A 16,527-nucleotide genomic window follows, 5' to 3' on the forward strand; every position below is an offset into this window, starting at 1 on the left:
CGCCGTCACGCACGGGGCTGCCGTGACGGGACGCGGGACGCGGGCGACTCGGGAGACTTGGGCGACTCGGGCGACTCGGGCGACTGAGAAGGACTTGGGGTGATTTCAGGTGACCCCAGGGGCGTTTACCGACGTCGCCCGACATCACAGGATCCCGGTTCGTAACGATTCGACCTCACCGCACGGGAGTTGGGGCCCCGCCGGGTGCACCGCCGCACGCCCTCTCTACGATCGCCCGTACGTACGGGGACTCCGGAGAAGTCGAAGGGGCAGCAGGACCTCGCGTCCGCGCCCCCTTGGCCCCGTGCGTTATCCGGAGGGGCACACACACCATGAACCTAGTGCGCAAGCGGGGCCTCACCCGCGTTGCGGCAACGGCCATCGCGGCCGGTCTGCTGGGCACCGGCGCGCTCGTCACCGCGACGACGGCCACGGCCGACGAGACACCCCAGCAGCCCCAGGGCGCCACCGCCACGCTGGGCAGCCTCGTCACCTTTGGCTCCATCGACGTCACCACGCGCAACGGTGAGACGGACGACTACAACGGTGGTCTGTTCGAGATGACGTCCGACTCGGGCGGCACGTTCCTCACCTACTGCATCGACCTGTTCACGAAGACCAAGCCCGAGGCCCGCTACCAGGAGGTGGACTGGGACGCCTCCAAGCTGCACGACAACGCGGACGCGGGGAAGATCCAGTGGGTCCTCCAGCACGCGTTCCCCGTCGTGAGCGCGGACGAGCTGGCCGGCGCCGCCGGGGTCGAGTCCCTTGAGGACGCCCAGGCCGCCGCCGCCACGCAGGCCGCCATCTGGGAGCTGTCCGACGGCGTGGACGCCGTCCCGCAGGACGACACGGCGGCCGAGGTCACCGAGTGGCTGCTGGAGAACGCGACGGACGCCGAGGAGCCGGGCGCCTCGCTCTCGTTGACGCCCGCCACCGTCGCCGGCCAGCCCGGCGGCCTCGCGGGTCCTGTCACGGTCGGCACCACCGCCGACACGGTGACCGCCGTCCTCGACGAGGCGGCCACCGCCGCGGGCCTGAGCGTCGTGGACGCGGGCGGCGCGCCCGTCGGGCTGGAGAACCTGCACGACGGCGACCAGCTGTTCTTCTCGGTGCCCGAGGGCGCCGAGGACGGCGCGGGCGCCCTGACCGCCACCGCGTCGTCGGCCGTCTCCATCGGCCGCGTCTTCACCGGCGTCGGCCAGGTCACCCAGACGATGATCCTCGCCGGGACCGAGAGCACCTCGATCCAGGCCGGGGCCGGCGTCACCTGGACCTCCCCGGGCAGCCCGGCGCCCGCCGCGCACTTCGAGGAGAAGTGCGCCGAGGGCGGCGGCGGCATCGAGGTGACGATCACCAACGGCGGTGACGCGCCCGGCACCTACACCGTCGGCGGCCAGACCGTCGAGGTCGCGCCCGGTGAGACGTCCGAGCCCGTCTTCGTGCAGGGCGAGGAGGACACCGAGCTGACCGTGCAGGTCACCGACGCCGAGGGCGGCGTCGTGGGCGAGCACACCGTGACCGTGGACTGCGCGCCCGCGCAGACCGAGACCCCGGCCGCGCCGCCCGCCGACGAGACCGGCAACACCCCGGCGCCCGCCGGTGGCACCGAGGACGACTCCGAGGACCTCGCCGCGACCGGCAGCAGCACCAACCCGGCGCTGTTCGGCGGCATCGCGGTCGGCCTGCTCGTCGTCGGCGGCGCCGTCGTCTTCCTGGTCCGCCGCCGCGGCGCCCGGGGCAACGACTGACGCAGCCGCACCAGTCGCGTGACCGGCCCGCATGACCGGCCGCCACGCGCGAACGCCCACGAGGGGCGGGCCCGTACGGGTCCGCCCCTCCGGCGTTCCGGCGCCACCGGTTTCCGCCGCCCCGGTGCCATGCGGCAGGATGGAAGCCGCAGCCCCGCTGCCGGGCGCCGACGACCACACACCCACTGACTGATCTGCCGGACGGTTTCTCTTGGCTGAGTACATCTACACCATGCGCAAGGCGCGCAAGGCGCACGGCGACAAGGTCATCCTCGATGACGTCACGCAGAGCTTCCTGCCCGGCGCGAAGATCGGCGTCGTGGGTCCCAACGGCGCCGGCAAGTCCACGGTGCTGAAGATCATGGCCGGTCTGGAGCAGCCGTCGAACGGCGACGCGTTCCTCACCCCCGGCTACAGCGTCGGCATCCTCCTCCAGGAGCCGCCGCTCGACGAGACGAAGACCGTCCTGGAGAACGTCCAGGAGGGTGTCGCCGAGATCAAGGGCAAGCTCGACCGCTTCAACGAGATCGCCGAACTCATGGCGACCGACTACAGCGACGAGCTGATGGAGGAGATGGGCACCCTCCAGGAGCAGCTCGACCACGCGAACGCCTGGGACCTCGACGCCCAGCTCGAACAGGCCATGGACGCCCTCGGCTGCCCGCCCGGCGACTGGCCCGTCACCACCCTCTCCGGCGGCGAGAAGCGCCGCGTCGCGCTGTGCAAGCTGCTGCTGGAGCAGCCCGACCTGCTGCTCCTCGACGAGCCCACCAACCACCTCGACGCCGAGTCCGTCCAGTGGCTGGAGCAGCACCTCGCGAAGTACCCCGGCACCGTCGTCGCCATCACCCACGACCGGTACTTCCTCGACAACGTCGCCGAGTGGATCTGCGAGGTCGACCGCGGCCGCCTGCACGGCTACGAGGGCAACTACTCCAAGTACCTGGAGACCAAGGAGGCGCGCCTCAAGGTCGAGGGCCAGAAGGACGCCAAGCGCGCCAAGCGCCTGAAGGACGAGCTGGAGTGGGTCCGCTCCAACGCGAAGGGCCGCCAGGCCAAGTCCCGCGCCCGCCTCGCCCGTTACGAGGAGATGGCCGCCGAGGCCGAGAAGACCAGGAAGCTGGACTTCGAGGAGATCCAGATCCCGCCGGGCCCGCGCCTGGGCAACGTCGTGGTGGAGGTCAGCGACCTGCACAAGGCGTTCGGCGACAAGGTGCTGGTCGACGGCCTGTCGTTCACCCTGCCGCGCAACGGCATCGTCGGCGTCATCGGCCCCAACGGCGCGGGCAAGACGACGCTGTTCAAGATGATCCTCGGCCTGGAGCCCGTGGACAGCGGCGAGGTCCGCGTCGGCGACACGGTGGACATCAGCTACGTCGACCAGTCGCGCGGCAACATCGACCCGAAGAAGTCGCTGTGGGAGGTCGTCTCCGACGGTCTCGACCACATCAGCGTCGGGCAGGTCGAGATGCCGTCGCGCGCGTACGTCAGCGCCTTCGGCTTCAAGGGCCCGGACCAGCAGAAGCTCGCGGGTGTCCTGTCCGGCGGCGAGCGCAACCGCCTCAACCTCGCGCTCACCCTCAAGCAGGGCGGCAACCTGCTGCTCCTCGACGAGCCGACGAACGACCTGGACGTCGAGACGCTCTCCTCGCTGGAGAACGCGCTGCTGGAGTTCCCCGGCTGCGCGGTCGTCGTCTCCCACGACCGGTGGTTCCTCGACCGCGTCGCGACGCACATCCTGGCGTACGAGGGCGACTCCCGCTGGTTCTGGTTCGAGGGCAACTACGAGTCGTACGAGAAGAACAAGATCCAGCGCCTCGGCCCGGACGCCAGCCGCCCGCACCGCACCACCTACAAGAAGCTGACGCGGGGCTGAGCGGCGTGCGGCACATCTACCAGTGCCCCCTGCGCTGGTCGGACATGGACGCCTTCGGGCACATCAACAACGTGGTCTTCCTCCGCTACCTGGAGGAGGCCAGGATCGACTTCATGTTCCGGCTGGCGCGGGAGGCCGCGTCCGGCGCGTTCACCGGCGGCTCGGTCGTGGCGCGGCACGAGATCGACTACCTGAAGCCGCTCACGCACCGGCACACGCCGGTCACGATCGAGACGTGGGTGGCCAAGCTGGGCGGCGCGTCCGCGACGGTGGCGTACGAGGTCAAGGACGACACCGCCGTGTACGCGCGGGCCGCCACCGTCGTGGTGCCCTACGACCTGGAGGCGGCCAGGCCGCGGCGGCTGACGGGGGAGGAACGCTCGTTCCTGCTGGAGTACATGGACGACGCGGCCGGGGCCCCTGCCGCATGAGCGCGCCGGGACCGCTGGAGCTGGCCGTGCCGGGGGAGGCCGCCGACCTGGCCGCCTTCCTCGGCCGCCAGCTCCGCTGGGACCGCACGGCCGCCGCCCGGCTGCGCGCCGACGGGCCCGCCCTCGCCCTCTTCACCCGGCCCGCGCGCTTCGGCGTGCTGGCCGTCCGCGTCGTCGCGCTGCGCGAGCCGGCCGCTCTCGACACCACCGTCTCGGCCGGTGAGCTGCTGGAGGCGCTCGACACCGAACGGGGCGCCGTCCCCGTTCCCGCGCCCGTGACCGGTCCTTCGTGGGCCGGGATGCTGCCGCCGCGCGGCGCCTGGCGCCCGCTGGCCGACCTGCCGGACGGTACGGTGCGGGACGCCGCCGCGTCGGTGATCACCGAGTTCCGCCGCCGCACGGAGGCCCTGCCCGACCAGGGCCGTACGCGCACCGCGCTCGACGCGCTGGCCGAGGAGATATGGTCCCGGCACCTGCCCGGCACGTCCCTGCCGCTGCGCGCCGTCCACGCCGCGCACGCCCTCGGCTTCCTCCGCGCCCCCGGCCCGTCCGCCGTCCTGGCCAGCGGCCCGTGGCTGCGGCTGCGCACGGCCCTCGGCTCGACCGCCGTCCGCCGCGCGGGCGGCCTGCCCGGCCTCGGCGTGACCCCGCTGGCGTCCCCGGCGCCCTAGGGTCTGTCCGGCGGATCTTGCCTGTCTCACGACGCCGGCGTGGGGGTACCTCCCGGGCCTCCGGGCCTGGGGGAACCTCGCTGCGTTGCCGCATCGCGCGAATACGGTCGGGTGTGAGCTGCGATCCGGCGCCTTGCGATGCACCGGCATCTGGGGGCACCCCCAGCCGCCAGGCTGGGGGAGCCGTGAGCCGCGACAAGATCCGCCGGACAGACCCTAGACACCGGGGTGCCGAAGGCGCCGCGGCGGGGCGCCGGAAAGCGGCGGGAACCTGCCAGCGCGGTGGGCTTGCGGCGGCACATACCTGCTCGTATGGTCACCTGGCGTGCGTCGAGCCCCTGCCGGAGCACGGCCGTCCCCGGGGAACCGGTCCGTCCCGCGCGGGCCGGGGAGACAGGCGTGACCTCGCCGTTGTGCCCCCGGACCGGCCGCCGGGCGGGTCCCGGGAGCCGCCGACGCCGAGGGGCGCCGTGTCACCGGCCGCGACGAGGGGGCGAGCCGGTGCCGGTGCCCGCCGGGCTCCCGCCGCCCCGGCCGCGCGGGCGTCTGCGACGATGGAACGGTGACCGAGCAGCAGTCGTTCTACGAACAGGTCGGGGGCGAACCGACGTTCCGCCGCCTCGTCCACCGGTTCTACGAGGGGGTCGCCGGGGACCCGGTCCTGCGGCCGATGTACCCGGAGGAGGACCTCGGTCCGGCCGAGGAGCGGTTCGCGCTCTTCCTCATGCAGTACTGGGGCGGCCCGCGCACCTACAGCGACAACCGCGGGCACCCGCGGCTGCGCATGCGGCACGCGCCGTTCGCCGTGAACCGCGAGGCGCACGACGCCTGGCTGCGGCACATGCGCGCCGCCCTCGACGAACTGGGCCTCCCGCCGGAGCAGGAGACCCAGTTGTGGAACTACCTCGTCTACGCCGCCGCGTCCATGGTCAACACCCCGGGCTGACGCGGCGCGCGGCCCTCACGCGTTGTCCCACCGGAAGAAGCGGGCGGCGACCGCCGTCAGCACGGCCGCGAACAGCAGCAGCCCGCCCATCGTCGGCAGCGCCTCGCCCCACCCGCCGTCGCGGCTGAGGACGTCCATCACCGCCTCGTTGAGGTGCTTGAGCGGCAGCACGTTCGAGACGGCGCGCAGCCAGCCGGGCATCATGTCGGTCGGGAAGAACGAGCCGGCCAGGAACGCCATCGGCAGCACGACGACCTGCAGCGCGCCGTTCGCCGCCTCCTCGGAGCCGACCAGCGCGCCGATCAGCAGCCCGATCGACATGAACGCCAGCGTCCCGCACACGACCAGCGGGAGCGTCAGCCACCAGTTCCCGCTGAGCTGGAGGCCGTACGCGGGCAGCGAGGCGACGCCGATGAAGATCGCCGCCTGCACGAGCGCCACGGCCAGGCTGACGCCGACGCGCGCCCCGACCACGGCCGCCGGGCTGACCGGCGCCAGCCACAGCCGCCGCAGGATGCGCTTCTTCCGCCAGGTGACCAGCGTGAACGCCGACGAGTACGCGGCGCCCGTCGCGACCGCCCAGCCGAGCAGGCCGGGCGTCAGGAACTGGATGGGCTTGGTCGACTCGTCCTCGACCCGGTCGGTGGCCAGCGTGTGGGCGGGCTCCTGGCCGGTCGCGGCGACGTTCGCCGACTGCACGATCGACTGCATGAGGCCCTGCACGGTGCCGGCCGCCGTGGCGTCCGCCGCCGAGTAGCGCAGCTGGATCTGCCCGTCCTCCTCCCAGACGGCGGCGTCCACGTCGCCCTGGCGCACGTCCTCCAGGGCCTGCGCGCGGTCGGCCGAGCGCTCGATCGTCAGCGCGTCCGACAGGGCGGCCAGCTGCTCCTGCGGCATGTCGTCCAGCACCGCCACGTCGCCGACCTCGACGACCGTGACGCTCGCGCCCTCGTCGTTCTGGAACAGCAGGCCGAACAGGGCGAGGAACATCAGGGGGAACAGGACGGTGAAGAACAGCGCCGTGCGGTCGCGCAGCAGGCCCTTCAGCATGGCCCGGGACAGTGCCCGGAAGGCTCCCGGGTTCATCCGCGGTACTCCCGTCCGGTCAGCTGGAGGAAGACGTCCTCCAGGGTGGCGACCCCGGTCTCCGCGATGAGGGCGGCGGGGGTCCCCTCCTTGAGCACGCGGCCCTTGTCCATGATGGCGACGCGGTCGCACAGGACCTCGGCCTCGTCCAGGTAGTGCGTGGTGAGGACGACGGTGCGGCCCGAGGAGTTGATCTCGCGCAGCAGGTCCCAGAGGTTGCGCCTGGCCTGCGGGTCGAGGCCCGTGGTGGGCTCGTCGAGGAAGACCAGCTCCGGGTCGTGCACGAGGGCGCAGGCGATCGACAGGCGCTGGGCCTGGCCGCCGGAGAGCTTGTCGTCGCGGACGTCGCGCTTCTCCGTCAGGCCGACGCTCTCCAGCATCGCGTCGGCGCGCTCGGGCGCGACGCCGTAGAGGGCCGCGAAGGTGTGGATCTGCTCGCGGGCGGTGAGCTTGTCGAAGAACGCGGACGCCTGCAACTGCACACCGATGCGGCGCAGGAGCTTCGGGTCGCGCGGCCAGGACGGCTCGCCCAGCAGCCGCGCGGTGCCCTCGTCGGGCTCACGCAGGCCCTCGACGATCTCCAGCGTGGTGGTCTTGCCCGCCCCGTTCGGGCCGAGGATGCCGAAGAACTCACCCCGTGCCACCTCGAACGTCACGCCGTCGACGGCTTGTACATCCCCGTACCGCTTGCGCAGTCCCTCGACCGCTATCGCGGGTATTTCTCCAGTCACACGAGTGATCGTAGGGGGCGAAGGCGGGAGGAAGGTAAAGAAAGCGTTGCGGTCGGGACGGTCCGGGACCGGCGGCGGCCGGTCCCGGCGGCCGTCAGGACTGGTTTCGGTAGAGCGTCAGCGTGGTCCAGGCGCCGATGTGGACGCGGTCGCCCTCGTTCAGCGGCACCGGCACGAAGGGCTGGATCGGGTCCTCCGCCATGTTGATCGTCGTGCCGTTGGTCGAGTCCTGGTCGATCACGGCCCAGCCGCCGTCGGCCTGCTGGACGAGCACGGCGTGCTGGTGCGAGACGCCCGGGTCCTCCGGGGGGCGCGACAGGTCGATGTCGGGCGACTCGCCGGTGGACTGGCGGCGCCGGCCGATCGTGACCTGCGGGCCGGTCAGCGGCATCTGCTGGTCCGGCGCGTACGAGGGCAGGCTGAGCTGGGCGGCCTCGGGTCCCGAGCGGCGCATCATCGCGGTGAAGTACTGCGGGTCGGCGCCGATGGCGACCAGCCAGGAGCCCGACCTGTCGTCGGGGCGCCGGCCCGCGCCCGGCATGCCGGGGTACGGCGGCGGCTGGTGCGCGGGGGGCTGGTGGGCCGGGGGCTGGTGCGAGGGCGGCGGCAGCATCCAGTCGTCCGCTGGGCGCTGCGGCGCCTGCGGCGGGAACTGCTGCGCGGGCGCCCCGCCCTGCTGCTGCCCGAAGTCGGGCTGCCGCTGGCCCGGGACGGGCGGGAGGTAGGCCGTCGGCGAGTTGGTGAGGAAGTTGAAGCGGCACTCCTCGCAGAACGGCGCCCGGCCCTCGCGCGGCGTGCCGCACTGGGGGCACGTCTCGCCGCCCTGCTGCCCGGCCGGGGGCACGGGCGGCATCGCGGCCGTCGCCTGGTTCACGTCGCCGTACTGCGGGCCGCCGTGCGCACCGTGCCCGCTGTGTCCGCCGTGCCCGCCCTGCCCCGGGTACGGGGGCTGCGGGGGCGGCTGGTGGCCGGGGGACCCGGGCCACGGCGGCGGCGCGACGTGCGCGCCGGTGCCGCCGCCGTACCCGCCGCCGGGCGGCGGCGGGGGCGGGGGCATACCGGCGGCGGGCGCCGGTATACGGTGCCCGCACACCTCGCACCAGTCCTCGGCCACCGACTGGTGGCCGTTCGGGCACGTCGGCATGTGACTGCCTCCCCTTACCTCACGTCGTCACTCGGCTTCGCTGCTCGGCTCGGCTTCTTCTCTCGCGTCGTGCGACTGCTTCACTCGGACGGTCCGTGTCGACCGGGTCGCCAAAGTCATCTCATCGGCTTGACTGACCGCAGTCTTCAGTCGAACAGTACCCGTCGCCGCATCCTGCACGTCCACTACCGTCGCCAGCAGTTTCGCGGTCGCCACATTGCCGGAGGCGTGCGCCAGACGCACCGCGCGGCCGAGCCGCGCCGTCGCGCCCGCGCCGTCACCCGCCCTCCGCAGCCGCAGCCCCTCGTCGATCGCCCCGGCCAGCTCCTCCTGCCCGGTGTAGTGCGCCACCTGCGGACTGATCGCCGTCACGGCCGTCACATCGTCCGTCCACACCGCGCGTACGAGGCCCTGCCCCAGCGTCACCGCGGGCGGGCCGTCGGGCGCCGCCGGATCCGGCACGACGAGCATCACCCGCGCCGCGAGCATCTCCTCGCCGATCCCGGCCGCGGGCACCTCCACGCACAGGTGGTAGTCCCGGCTCTCGTCGCCCCACGCGCCGGTCGGGTAGTCGCCCGCGCGCGGCGGCACCTCGGCACGCCGCTCGGTCAGGTCCACGACGGACGGCGCCACCTGCTTCACGAAGCGCACCACCGCGTCGCGCGGCGTCCACACGCGCAGCCACACGTCACCGACGGCCTTGCCCATGACCGTCGCCATGAGCGCCGTGAAGTCGTCGGCGAGGCCCTCGGGCCCCGCCACGATGTCGGCGGTCCCCAGCAGCGCGCGGGCGATGCCGGTCAGCTCCGCGACCTCCCAGTCCGTGCCGACGCCGCGCGCGTCGCAGGTGAAGCGGCCCGCGCAGGCGTCCAGGGCCGCGCGCAGCGCCTCGGGGGACTCGTGCTCGTTGCGCCCGTCCGTCAGCAGGAGGGCGTGCCGCACGGTGGCGGCGGTGGTGCGCAGGAGGCGTTCCGCCAGGGTGAGCCACGTGCCGATGGCCGTGCCGCCCGAGGCGTGCAGCCGGCGCAGCGCCTCCTTGGCCGCCGCCCTGGCCGCCGGGTCCGCGACGGCGAGCCGCCCGCCGCCGGGGAACAGCTCGGTGGCCTCGTGCGTGCCGGTCACGACGGCGAACTCCACGCCGTCGCGCAGCGTGTCGATCGCCGCGGCCGCCGCCCGCGCCGCCTGCCACAGCTTCCCGGGCGGGTACTGCATGGAGCCCGACGTGTCGAGCAGCAGCACGACGGCGGCGGGCGGCGGCGCGGGGCCCGCCGCCGCCGTGACGGTCACCACGGCGTTCACCTCGCGGCCCGCGGCGGGGAGGTACTCGTTCTGGAACACCTCGACGGCGAAACGTCCCGGTCTGTCCATCACGCGCGGTCCCTCCTTCGGGTGTCGTGGACGGCGACGGAGTGGGGGACTGCTTGAGCTGTCGTGCTGTGGGGGAGTGCCGGCGGGCCGTCAGGCGGTGTCCGCCGTGCGGTCGGTGCGCGCGGGGAACGGGATGACGGCGACCGTCACGTTGTCGTGCCCGCCCGAGTCGAGGGCGTGGCGTACGAGGTGGCGCGCCCCGGCCAGCGGCTCGGCGGCGGCGTCGGCGGGGACGACGGCCGCCATCTGCTCGGCGCTGTCCGCGTAGTTCCACAGACCGTCCGTGCAGACGATGACGACGCCCGGCCTGTCGGGCTCGAACGAGGCGGTGTGCGGCTCGATCTCGACCGCGTCGGCGCCGAGCCAGGCGGTGATCGCGTGCGCCCGGTGGTCCGTCATCGCCTCGGCCTCGCTGAGCAGCCCGGCCGCGACCATCTGCGCGGCCCACGAGTCGTCCTCCGTCAGCCGCGCCGACGGCGCCGAGCGGTCCTCCGGCACCCAGTACGCGCGGCTGTCGCCGATCCAGCCGACCGTCAGCAGGCGGCCGGAGGTGACGGCGCCGACGATCGTGCACGCCGGGGAGTTGCGGCCCGGCTCCGGCGCGGTCGTCTCGGCCAGCGCGGTCACGGCGTGCGCCGCCGACACCAGCGCGTCGTTCATCGCGCGCGGTCCCGGGACGCCCTGCGGCAGCAGGGTCAGCAGCGCGTCGAGCGCGGCGCGCGCGGCGGTCGCCGAGGCGTCGTCGGGGCGGGTGGACGACGAGACGCCGTCGCAGACCACGGCGAGCACGGCGGGGGAGCCGTCGGGCAGCGCGGTGGTGGAGACGGTGAACGCGTCCTCGTTGCGGTGGTGCCGGTGCCCGAGGTCGCTGACGGCGGCGACGCCGCCGAGGGCGCGCTCCACGTGGTCGCGGTCGCCCGGCTGGGACCGGCCGCACTCGGTGCAGAAGCCGTCCTGGTCCACATGCCCGTTGCCGCAGACGGCGCAGACGCGGCGGGGGGCCTCGCGCGGGGGCGCGGCGGCCTGGTGCGCGCGCCGGGGGTCGGCGGGCGGCTGCGGGGCGGCGGGCGGGTAGGCGGAGGTGCCCTGCGCGCCGCTGGTCTGCGCGGCGGGTGCCTCCGCCGGGCGCTCAGGGGCGGGAGCGGCAGCGGGGGCGGCAGCCGGGGGAGCGGGCGGCGCGGCGGGCGCGGGGGGTGCCGGGGAACGGGGGTCGGCGGGCCGCGCGGCCGCGCGCGGGTCGGGTGCCTGGCGCGGCTCGGGCGCCTGGCCCTGGGGCGCCTGGCCCTGGGGCGCCGGGTCCGGTTCGACCTGGGCCTCGATCCGCGCCGCCACCGTGTCCTGCGGCGGCGGCAGCCGGAAGTCCGGCTCAGTGCCGCCGGCTCCCGTCGGACGCGCGCCGCGCGCGACGGTCTGCACGTCCGTGCCGCAGACCCCGCAGAAGCGGTCGTCGTCCTCCAGCGGCTCCCCACAGCCGGGGCAGGCGGAGAGTTGGTCGAGCTGCGGCATCGTCACACCCATGTTTTCGGGCGGAAGCGGTTGGCCGCCTCCACCAGTTCGGTCCGTTCACTGCTGGTCGGCGCCAGCCGGGCGAGCCGCCGGTAGGACCGTTCCAGGCCCAGCCTGACCCCGGTCTCGTCCAGCGGTCCGCCGAGCAGCCGCCCGGAAGGATCAGTCTGCGGCCGGGACGGCTCCCCGGCGGTGGTGAGTACCCAGTCGAGCGCGGACCCCAGCACCTCACAGGACAGCTGTTCGCCCAGCCATGGTTCCAGACCGGCGGCACGCAGCCGCTCGACCTGGGCACCCGCCGCCAGCAGATCCGGCAGCAGGTCCTCCGCCGGGTCGCGCTCGCGCAGCCGCGCCCGTACGGTCGCGACCCGCGCCGCCGTCCAGTGCGCCGAGGTCTCGGGCACCGACTCCAGCGCCCGTACGGCCCCGTGCCTGTTGCCCGTGGCGAGCCGCACCCGGGCCAGGCCGAAGCCCGCGCTCACATGGCTCGGGTCCGTCGCCCAGACGACGGCGTAGTAGTCCGCCGCGTTGTCCAGCTGCCCGAGCACCTCCGCGCACACGGCGAGCGCCAGCTTCGGCGCGATCTCGCCGGGGAACGCGTCGTACACCGCGTCGAACGACAGCGCGGCCGTCTCCCAGTCCTCGGCGGCCAGCGCCACCAGGCCCCGGCACCAGACCACGCGCCAGTCCGAACCGTGCCGCTTCGCCAGCGCGTCGAGCCGCGCCCGCGCCGCCCCGAGCGCCTCGTCGCCCGGCGTCTCCAGGTGGGCGCGCAGCTCGCGCAGCCGCAGCTCGACGGACTCGCCGGGCGCCCCGGCGAGCGCGGCCAGCGTGTCGGCCGGGCCGCTGGTCGCCAGCCCGGCGAGGAAGCCCGCGTTCGGGTCGTCCGGGTCCACCTTGGGCGCGGGCAGGGCGAGGACGGTCTCCCGCAGCCCGAGCGCCACGGTCCTGGGCGCGCCCGGCATCGGCGCCGGTCCCGGCGGCAGCGCGGGCGGCGGCGGGGCGGCGGCGCGGCGCCGCCGGTGCACCTCCCGCCAGCCGAGCCGGGAGACGGGCCCCTCGGCGCGCGGCACCAACTCGTTGTCCACCACGCGCGGTTCGGGGCCGAAGAGCGCCGAGATCGCGGGCTGCGGCTGCGCCGTCCGCGTCGCGACGATCTCCCGCAGCACGCCGGTGAGCTGCTCGGCCATCTCCTGCGCCGACGCGAAGCGCCGGTGCGGATCGGGGTCCGTCGCGCGCACCAGCAGCCGGTAGAACGACTCGTACTCCCGGAAGACGTCGATGTACTCCGGGTCGGGCAGGCTGTCCCGGTAGATCGTCGTGTAGCCCTGGAAGTCGAAGGTGAGGACGGCGAGCGTCCGCGCCACCGTGTACAGGTCGGACGCCACGGAAGGGCCGAGGTCCTCCACCTCGGGCGCCTGGAAGCCCGGCGTGCCGTAGATGTTGCTGACCTCGTCGTCCATCCGGCGCACGGCGCCCATGTCTATGAGCTTCAGCTGGTCGCCCTGCTGGATGGCGTTGTCGACCTTGAAGTCGCAGTAGAGCAGGTTGCGGCTGTGCAGGTACGCGAGCGCGTCCAGCGCCTCGATGCCGTAGGCGCAGGCCTGTTCGACGGGCATGGGGTCGCGGCGGCCGTCGCGGGTCCGCCGGTCGTTGGCGATCTCCTTGAGCGACCTGCCGCCGACGTACTCCATGACGATGTAGCCGTCGACGCTGCCGGTGCGCTGGTCGAGGTGCTCCACGAAGTTGTAGATGCGGACGATGCTGGAGTGCTCGATCTCCGCCAGGAAGCGGCGCTCCGAGATGGCGACCTGCCGCGCGTCCTCGTCGCCCGCGTCCAGCAGGCCCTTGAGGACCACCCAGCGGCGCGAGACGGCCAGGTCGATGGCCAGGTAGATCCAGCCGAGGCCGCCGTGCGCGAGGCAGCCGGCGATCTCGTACTGCCCCTTCACCACGTCGCCCGGCTGGAGCTTCGGGAGGAACGAGTACGGGTGGCCGCACTTGGTGCAGAAGCCCTCCGTACGGCCGGGCCTGCCGCCGCGCGAACGGCCCACCGGCGCGCCGCACTCGGCGTTGCCGCAGAACCGCTTGCGCTCGGGGACCTCCGGGTTCTCCAGCACGGCGGTCAGCGGCTCGGGGCGCGGCTCGGGCGGCATGGCGACCAGCCCGGCGCCCAGGCGGGTGCGGCCGGACGCGCCGGCCGAGGAGCGTGAGCTGCGCACGGAGACCGAACGGCTGGGCTGGCCGCCCGACTTGGCCCGCGCGAGCCGCCCGGAGACCGAGCGCCGCGAGTACTGCGAGCGCGAGGATCCCGACCCGCCGGACCGCAGGGACCAGCCGGAGGGCTGGGACTCCCGCGAGCCCTGTGAATCCTGTGATCCCTGCGAAGCCTGTGAGTCGCGGGACTGCCCGGACTGCTGGGACTGTCCGGACCGCTGGGACGGCACCGACCGGCCGGACGCCTGCCGTCCCGTCGTGGTGGTCGAGGTCGGCCCGATCATCCCCTCGGCCGACACCACGGGCGCGAGACCGCACACGTCGCAGTACAGCGCGCCGCCGCCCACGTCCTCGTACCGCCCCGGGCAGCCCGGCCGCTGGCACCCCGCCGGGCGCTCACCGCTCATGACGCGTCACCACCTCTCACCTCGCCGGACCCCACGGGCCCCGACACCAGCGCCTCGGCCGTCGCCCGCTGGTAGCGCAGCACGGCGTTCTCCGCCGCCCGCAGGTCGCAGGGCGCCGACCACAGCATCCGCCGCGCCACGTCGTAGCGTTCCACGAGGATCGGCTCCTCCGCCTTGCCGAACCGGGCGGCCTTCGCCTTGTACGCGTCCAGCCTGCCGCGCAGTTCCGCCCGCACCGCGAGCGGCGCCGTCACGGCCGAGAGCGACGCGCGCGCCCGTTGCAGCTCCTCCTCGGCCCGCACCTCCAGGTCCTCCAGGAGCGGCGACAGGCGGTGCCACAGCGCGCGACGCCTGAAGTCGGCGGCCTGCGCGAGCCGTTCGTGCAGCACGGTGGACGGCCCCGAGACGGCGGGGACCTCGGACGCGGCGATCTTCGCCAGCACCTCGCCGCGCGCCGTCCGCGCCTCGGCGAGCGTGCGGTCCGCGCGCGAGAGGACGTCCCGCAGCCGCATCAGCCGCGCCTCGGCGTCCTTGCGCACGTCGATGACGGCCTCCACCTCGCGCCTGATGTCGTCCAGCGCCCGCGCCGCCCGGTCGTAGCGCGCCGTGTCGGGGCGGCCGCCGCCCGGCGCGCTGCTGCCGCCCGCCGGGAGCCAGAACGCCAGCGGGTCCGCGATCACCTCGGCGCGCAGGGCCGTCAACTCCTCGGTGACGCGGGCCAGTTCGTCGCCCGCCGGGTGTGTGCCGGGGCGGACGCCCGCCGAGTGCGCCAGGTCGCGCAGCCGGTGCTGCTCGGCGGCCAGGAAGTCTATGCGGGCGGGCAGCGCCGACCAGACGGCGTCGGCGGCGATCACCATGTCGAGGACGCGCGCGTACCCCGCGTTCATCCGCTCCACCAGCTCGGCCCAGCCGACCCGTTCGACCAGCTGCCCGCCGCTGCCCGCCAGGACGATGCCGTCGCCGGTCAGCAGCGACGTCAGCTCCGCCAGCTCGTCGGCCGACGGGTGGCGGCGGCGCGCGCGCAGTCTGCGGGCGTCCGCCAGCGCGGCCGTCGCCGTGTCGAACCAGCTCCACAGGGCGGTGACGGTCTCCTCGGCGTGCGACCAGCGCTCGCGGGTCGTGCCCGTCAGCTCGGCGCCGTCGAGCAGTCTGCGGCCCGCGTGGTCCTGGAGGGCGAGCAGGGACGACTCGATCGCCTCGTGCTCGGCGCCGAGCCGCGCCAGCGCGCGGTCCACCTCTTCACGGCTGAGCGTCCTGCCGCCGCCGTCCGGGGCCATCGCTCTCCCCTCGATTGGTCGTTGCGCTGTCGGTCGTGCCGCATCCCTTCCCCGTTCACCGCCGGTCCGCTCCACGGATCGCTCAGTCGCGGTAACGCGGCTCGGGCGGGGCGGGGGACGCGCCGCCCAGGTAGGCGGCGAGCCACTCCTGGTAGGCCGTGCGCCAGGAGCCGTCCGTCCTGAAGTCCTCCAGCACGGCGTTGACCCAGGAGACGAGGTCGGGGCTCTCCTGGCTCATCGCGACACCGTAGAACTCGCCGCGCAGCGGCCGGCCGACGAGCCGCATCGACGGGTCCTGCGCGATGTGCCCCGCGGCGAGCGCCGCGTCCGTCACCAGCGCGTCGGCCAGGCCGAGCTGGAGCTGCACCAGGCAGTCGAGGTGGTTCGCCTCCGTCTCCAGGTGCGCGCCGTGCGGCTCGTCCCGCAGCAGCGCCTCGGCGGTCGACCCGGCGGCGCTGCACACGCGCCGGCCCGTCAGCGAGTCGTCGAAGCCGGTGATCTCCGAGCCCCGCGGCACGAGGAGCTGCTGGCCGGTCTCGAAGTAGGCGGTGGAGAAGGCCACGTTCTCCAGCCGTCTGCACGTGATGGACATCGTGCGGACCACCATGTCCACCTGGCCGCTCATCACGGCCTCCTCGCGCTGGTCGGTGGGGATGGCCCGGTAGATGATGTCGGGCGTCGGGTCGTCCAGCACGTCCCGCGCGATGGCCTCCACCAGGTCGATGTCGAAGCCGACGATGTCGCCGGTGCCCGGCTCGCGGTAGCCCCACAGGTAGCTGTTCTGGTCGACGCCGACGGTGAGGGAGCCGCGCTCGCGGATCTCCTGCACCGCCCGGCCCGGCACGCGCGCGGCGGGGCGGCTCTGCTCGGGCCGGTAGCCGTCGTCGCAGGGGCCCTCGGCGGCCTGCGGGGCGGTCAGGGTCGTCGCGTCCTGGTCGCCCGTGCCGTCGCCGTAGTCGTCGTCGGGCGAGGGCGCCGGGCTGGCGGTGACGGCCATGGCGAGGATGAGCCCGGCGGACAGGGCGAGGGACAGCGTGCCGCGCAGCGTCGACCGGCCGCGCCCCCCGCCGCGTTCCCCGGTCCCCGTCGCGTCTTCCGCGGCGTTCATCGCAGCGC

13 protein-coding genes are annotated in these 16,527 nt (G+C 74.3%); 5 read left to right on the top strand and 8 right to left on the bottom strand.

Features of this window, described 5'->3' with window-relative positions:
- Window positions 1-332: 332 nt before the first annotated feature.
- The 5 genes from ACIBPC_RS02240 to ACIBPC_RS02260 all read left to right on the top strand — a co-directional run bounded on the left by ACIBPC_RS02240 (window position 333) and on the right by ACIBPC_RS02260 (window position 5,675).
- A complete protein-coding gene (locus tag ACIBPC_RS02240) occupies window positions 333-1,751 on the top strand; it encodes a Cys-Gln thioester bond-forming surface protein (protein WP_398840679.1) in 1,419 nt (472 codons plus the stop codon).
- A gap of 211 nt (window positions 1,752-1,962) precedes the next feature.
- Entirely contained in the window at window positions 1,963-3,627 is a 1,665-nt protein-coding gene (gene ettA / locus ACIBPC_RS02245; protein ID WP_362955383.1) for an energy-dependent translational throttle protein EttA, read from the top strand.
- A 44-nt stretch (window positions 3,628-3,671) separates the two neighbouring features.
- Window positions 3,672-4,058, top strand: a complete 387-nt coding sequence (locus ACIBPC_RS02250) for an acyl-CoA thioesterase (protein WP_398841751.1) — start codon at window positions 3,672-3,674, stop codon at window positions 4,056-4,058.
- On the top strand, window positions 4,055-4,729 hold the full coding sequence (locus ACIBPC_RS02255) for a hypothetical protein (RefSeq protein WP_398840681.1): 675 nt from the start codon (window positions 4,055-4,057) through the stop codon (window positions 4,727-4,729). The genes ACIBPC_RS02250 and ACIBPC_RS02255 overlap by 4 nt, the downstream gene beginning before the upstream one ends.
- A gap of 562 nt (window positions 4,730-5,291) precedes the next feature.
- Complete coding sequence (locus ACIBPC_RS02260; RefSeq protein ID WP_362955391.1) at window positions 5,292-5,675, top strand: globin; 384 nt, start codon at window positions 5,292-5,294, stop codon at window positions 5,673-5,675.
- Between the two features lie 15 nt (window positions 5,676-5,690).
- Here ACIBPC_RS02260 and ACIBPC_RS02265 read toward each other — a convergent pair whose 3' ends face one another.
- The 8 genes from ACIBPC_RS02265 to ACIBPC_RS02300 all read right to left on the bottom strand — a co-directional run bounded on the left by ACIBPC_RS02265 (window position 5,691) and on the right by ACIBPC_RS02300 (window position 16,519).
- A complete protein-coding gene (locus ACIBPC_RS02265; RefSeq protein WP_398840683.1) occupies window positions 5,691-6,761 on the bottom strand; it encodes an ABC transporter permease in 1,071 nt (356 codons plus the stop codon).
- Window positions 6,758-7,492, bottom strand: a complete 735-nt coding sequence (locus ACIBPC_RS02270; protein WP_362955397.1) for an ABC transporter ATP-binding protein — start codon at window positions 7,490-7,492, stop codon at window positions 6,758-6,760. The genes ACIBPC_RS02265 and ACIBPC_RS02270 overlap by 4 nt, the downstream gene beginning before the upstream one ends.
- Before the next feature lie 94 nt (window positions 7,493-7,586).
- The gene (locus ACIBPC_RS02275; protein WP_398840685.1) at window positions 7,587-8,636 is read right to left on the bottom strand and encodes an FHA domain-containing protein; all 1,050 of its coding nucleotides are present in this window, start codon (window positions 8,634-8,636) and stop codon (window positions 7,587-7,589) included.
- A gap of 27 nt (window positions 8,637-8,663) precedes the next feature.
- Window positions 8,664-10,004, bottom strand: coding sequence for a VWA domain-containing protein (locus ACIBPC_RS02280; protein ID WP_398840687.1), 1,341 nt, complete (start codon window positions 10,002-10,004; stop codon window positions 8,664-8,666).
- A 90-nt stretch (window positions 10,005-10,094) separates the two neighbouring features.
- Window positions 10,095-11,510 carry a protein phosphatase 2C domain-containing protein gene (locus ACIBPC_RS02285; RefSeq protein WP_398841752.1) on the bottom strand — a complete coding sequence of 472 codons (1,416 nt, stop codon included), beginning with the start codon at window positions 11,508-11,510 and terminating at the stop codon, window positions 10,095-10,097.
- Window positions 11,511-11,512: 2 nt separating this feature from the next.
- Window positions 11,513-14,134, bottom strand: a complete 2,622-nt coding sequence (locus ACIBPC_RS02290; RefSeq protein WP_398840689.1) for a tetratricopeptide repeat protein — start codon at window positions 14,132-14,134, stop codon at window positions 11,513-11,515.
- The gene (locus tag ACIBPC_RS02295; RefSeq protein ID WP_362955411.1) at window positions 14,131-15,411 is read right to left on the bottom strand and encodes a hypothetical protein; all 1,281 of its coding nucleotides are present in this window, start codon (window positions 15,409-15,411) and stop codon (window positions 14,131-14,133) included. The genes ACIBPC_RS02290 and ACIBPC_RS02295 overlap by 4 nt, the downstream gene beginning before the upstream one ends.
- Before the next feature lie 82 nt (window positions 15,412-15,493).
- Window positions 15,494-16,519 carry a glutamate ABC transporter substrate-binding protein gene (locus ACIBPC_RS02300; protein ID WP_398840691.1) on the bottom strand — a complete coding sequence of 342 codons (1,026 nt, stop codon included), beginning with the start codon at window positions 16,517-16,519 and terminating at the stop codon, window positions 15,494-15,496.
- Between the last annotated feature and the right edge of the window lie 8 nt (window positions 16,520-16,527).

Origin of the sequence: Streptomyces sp. NPDC049879 (assembly GCF_044461265.1) — a bacterium.
Classification (GTDB): Bacteria; Actinomycetota; Actinomycetes; order Streptomycetales; family Streptomycetaceae; genus Streptomyces.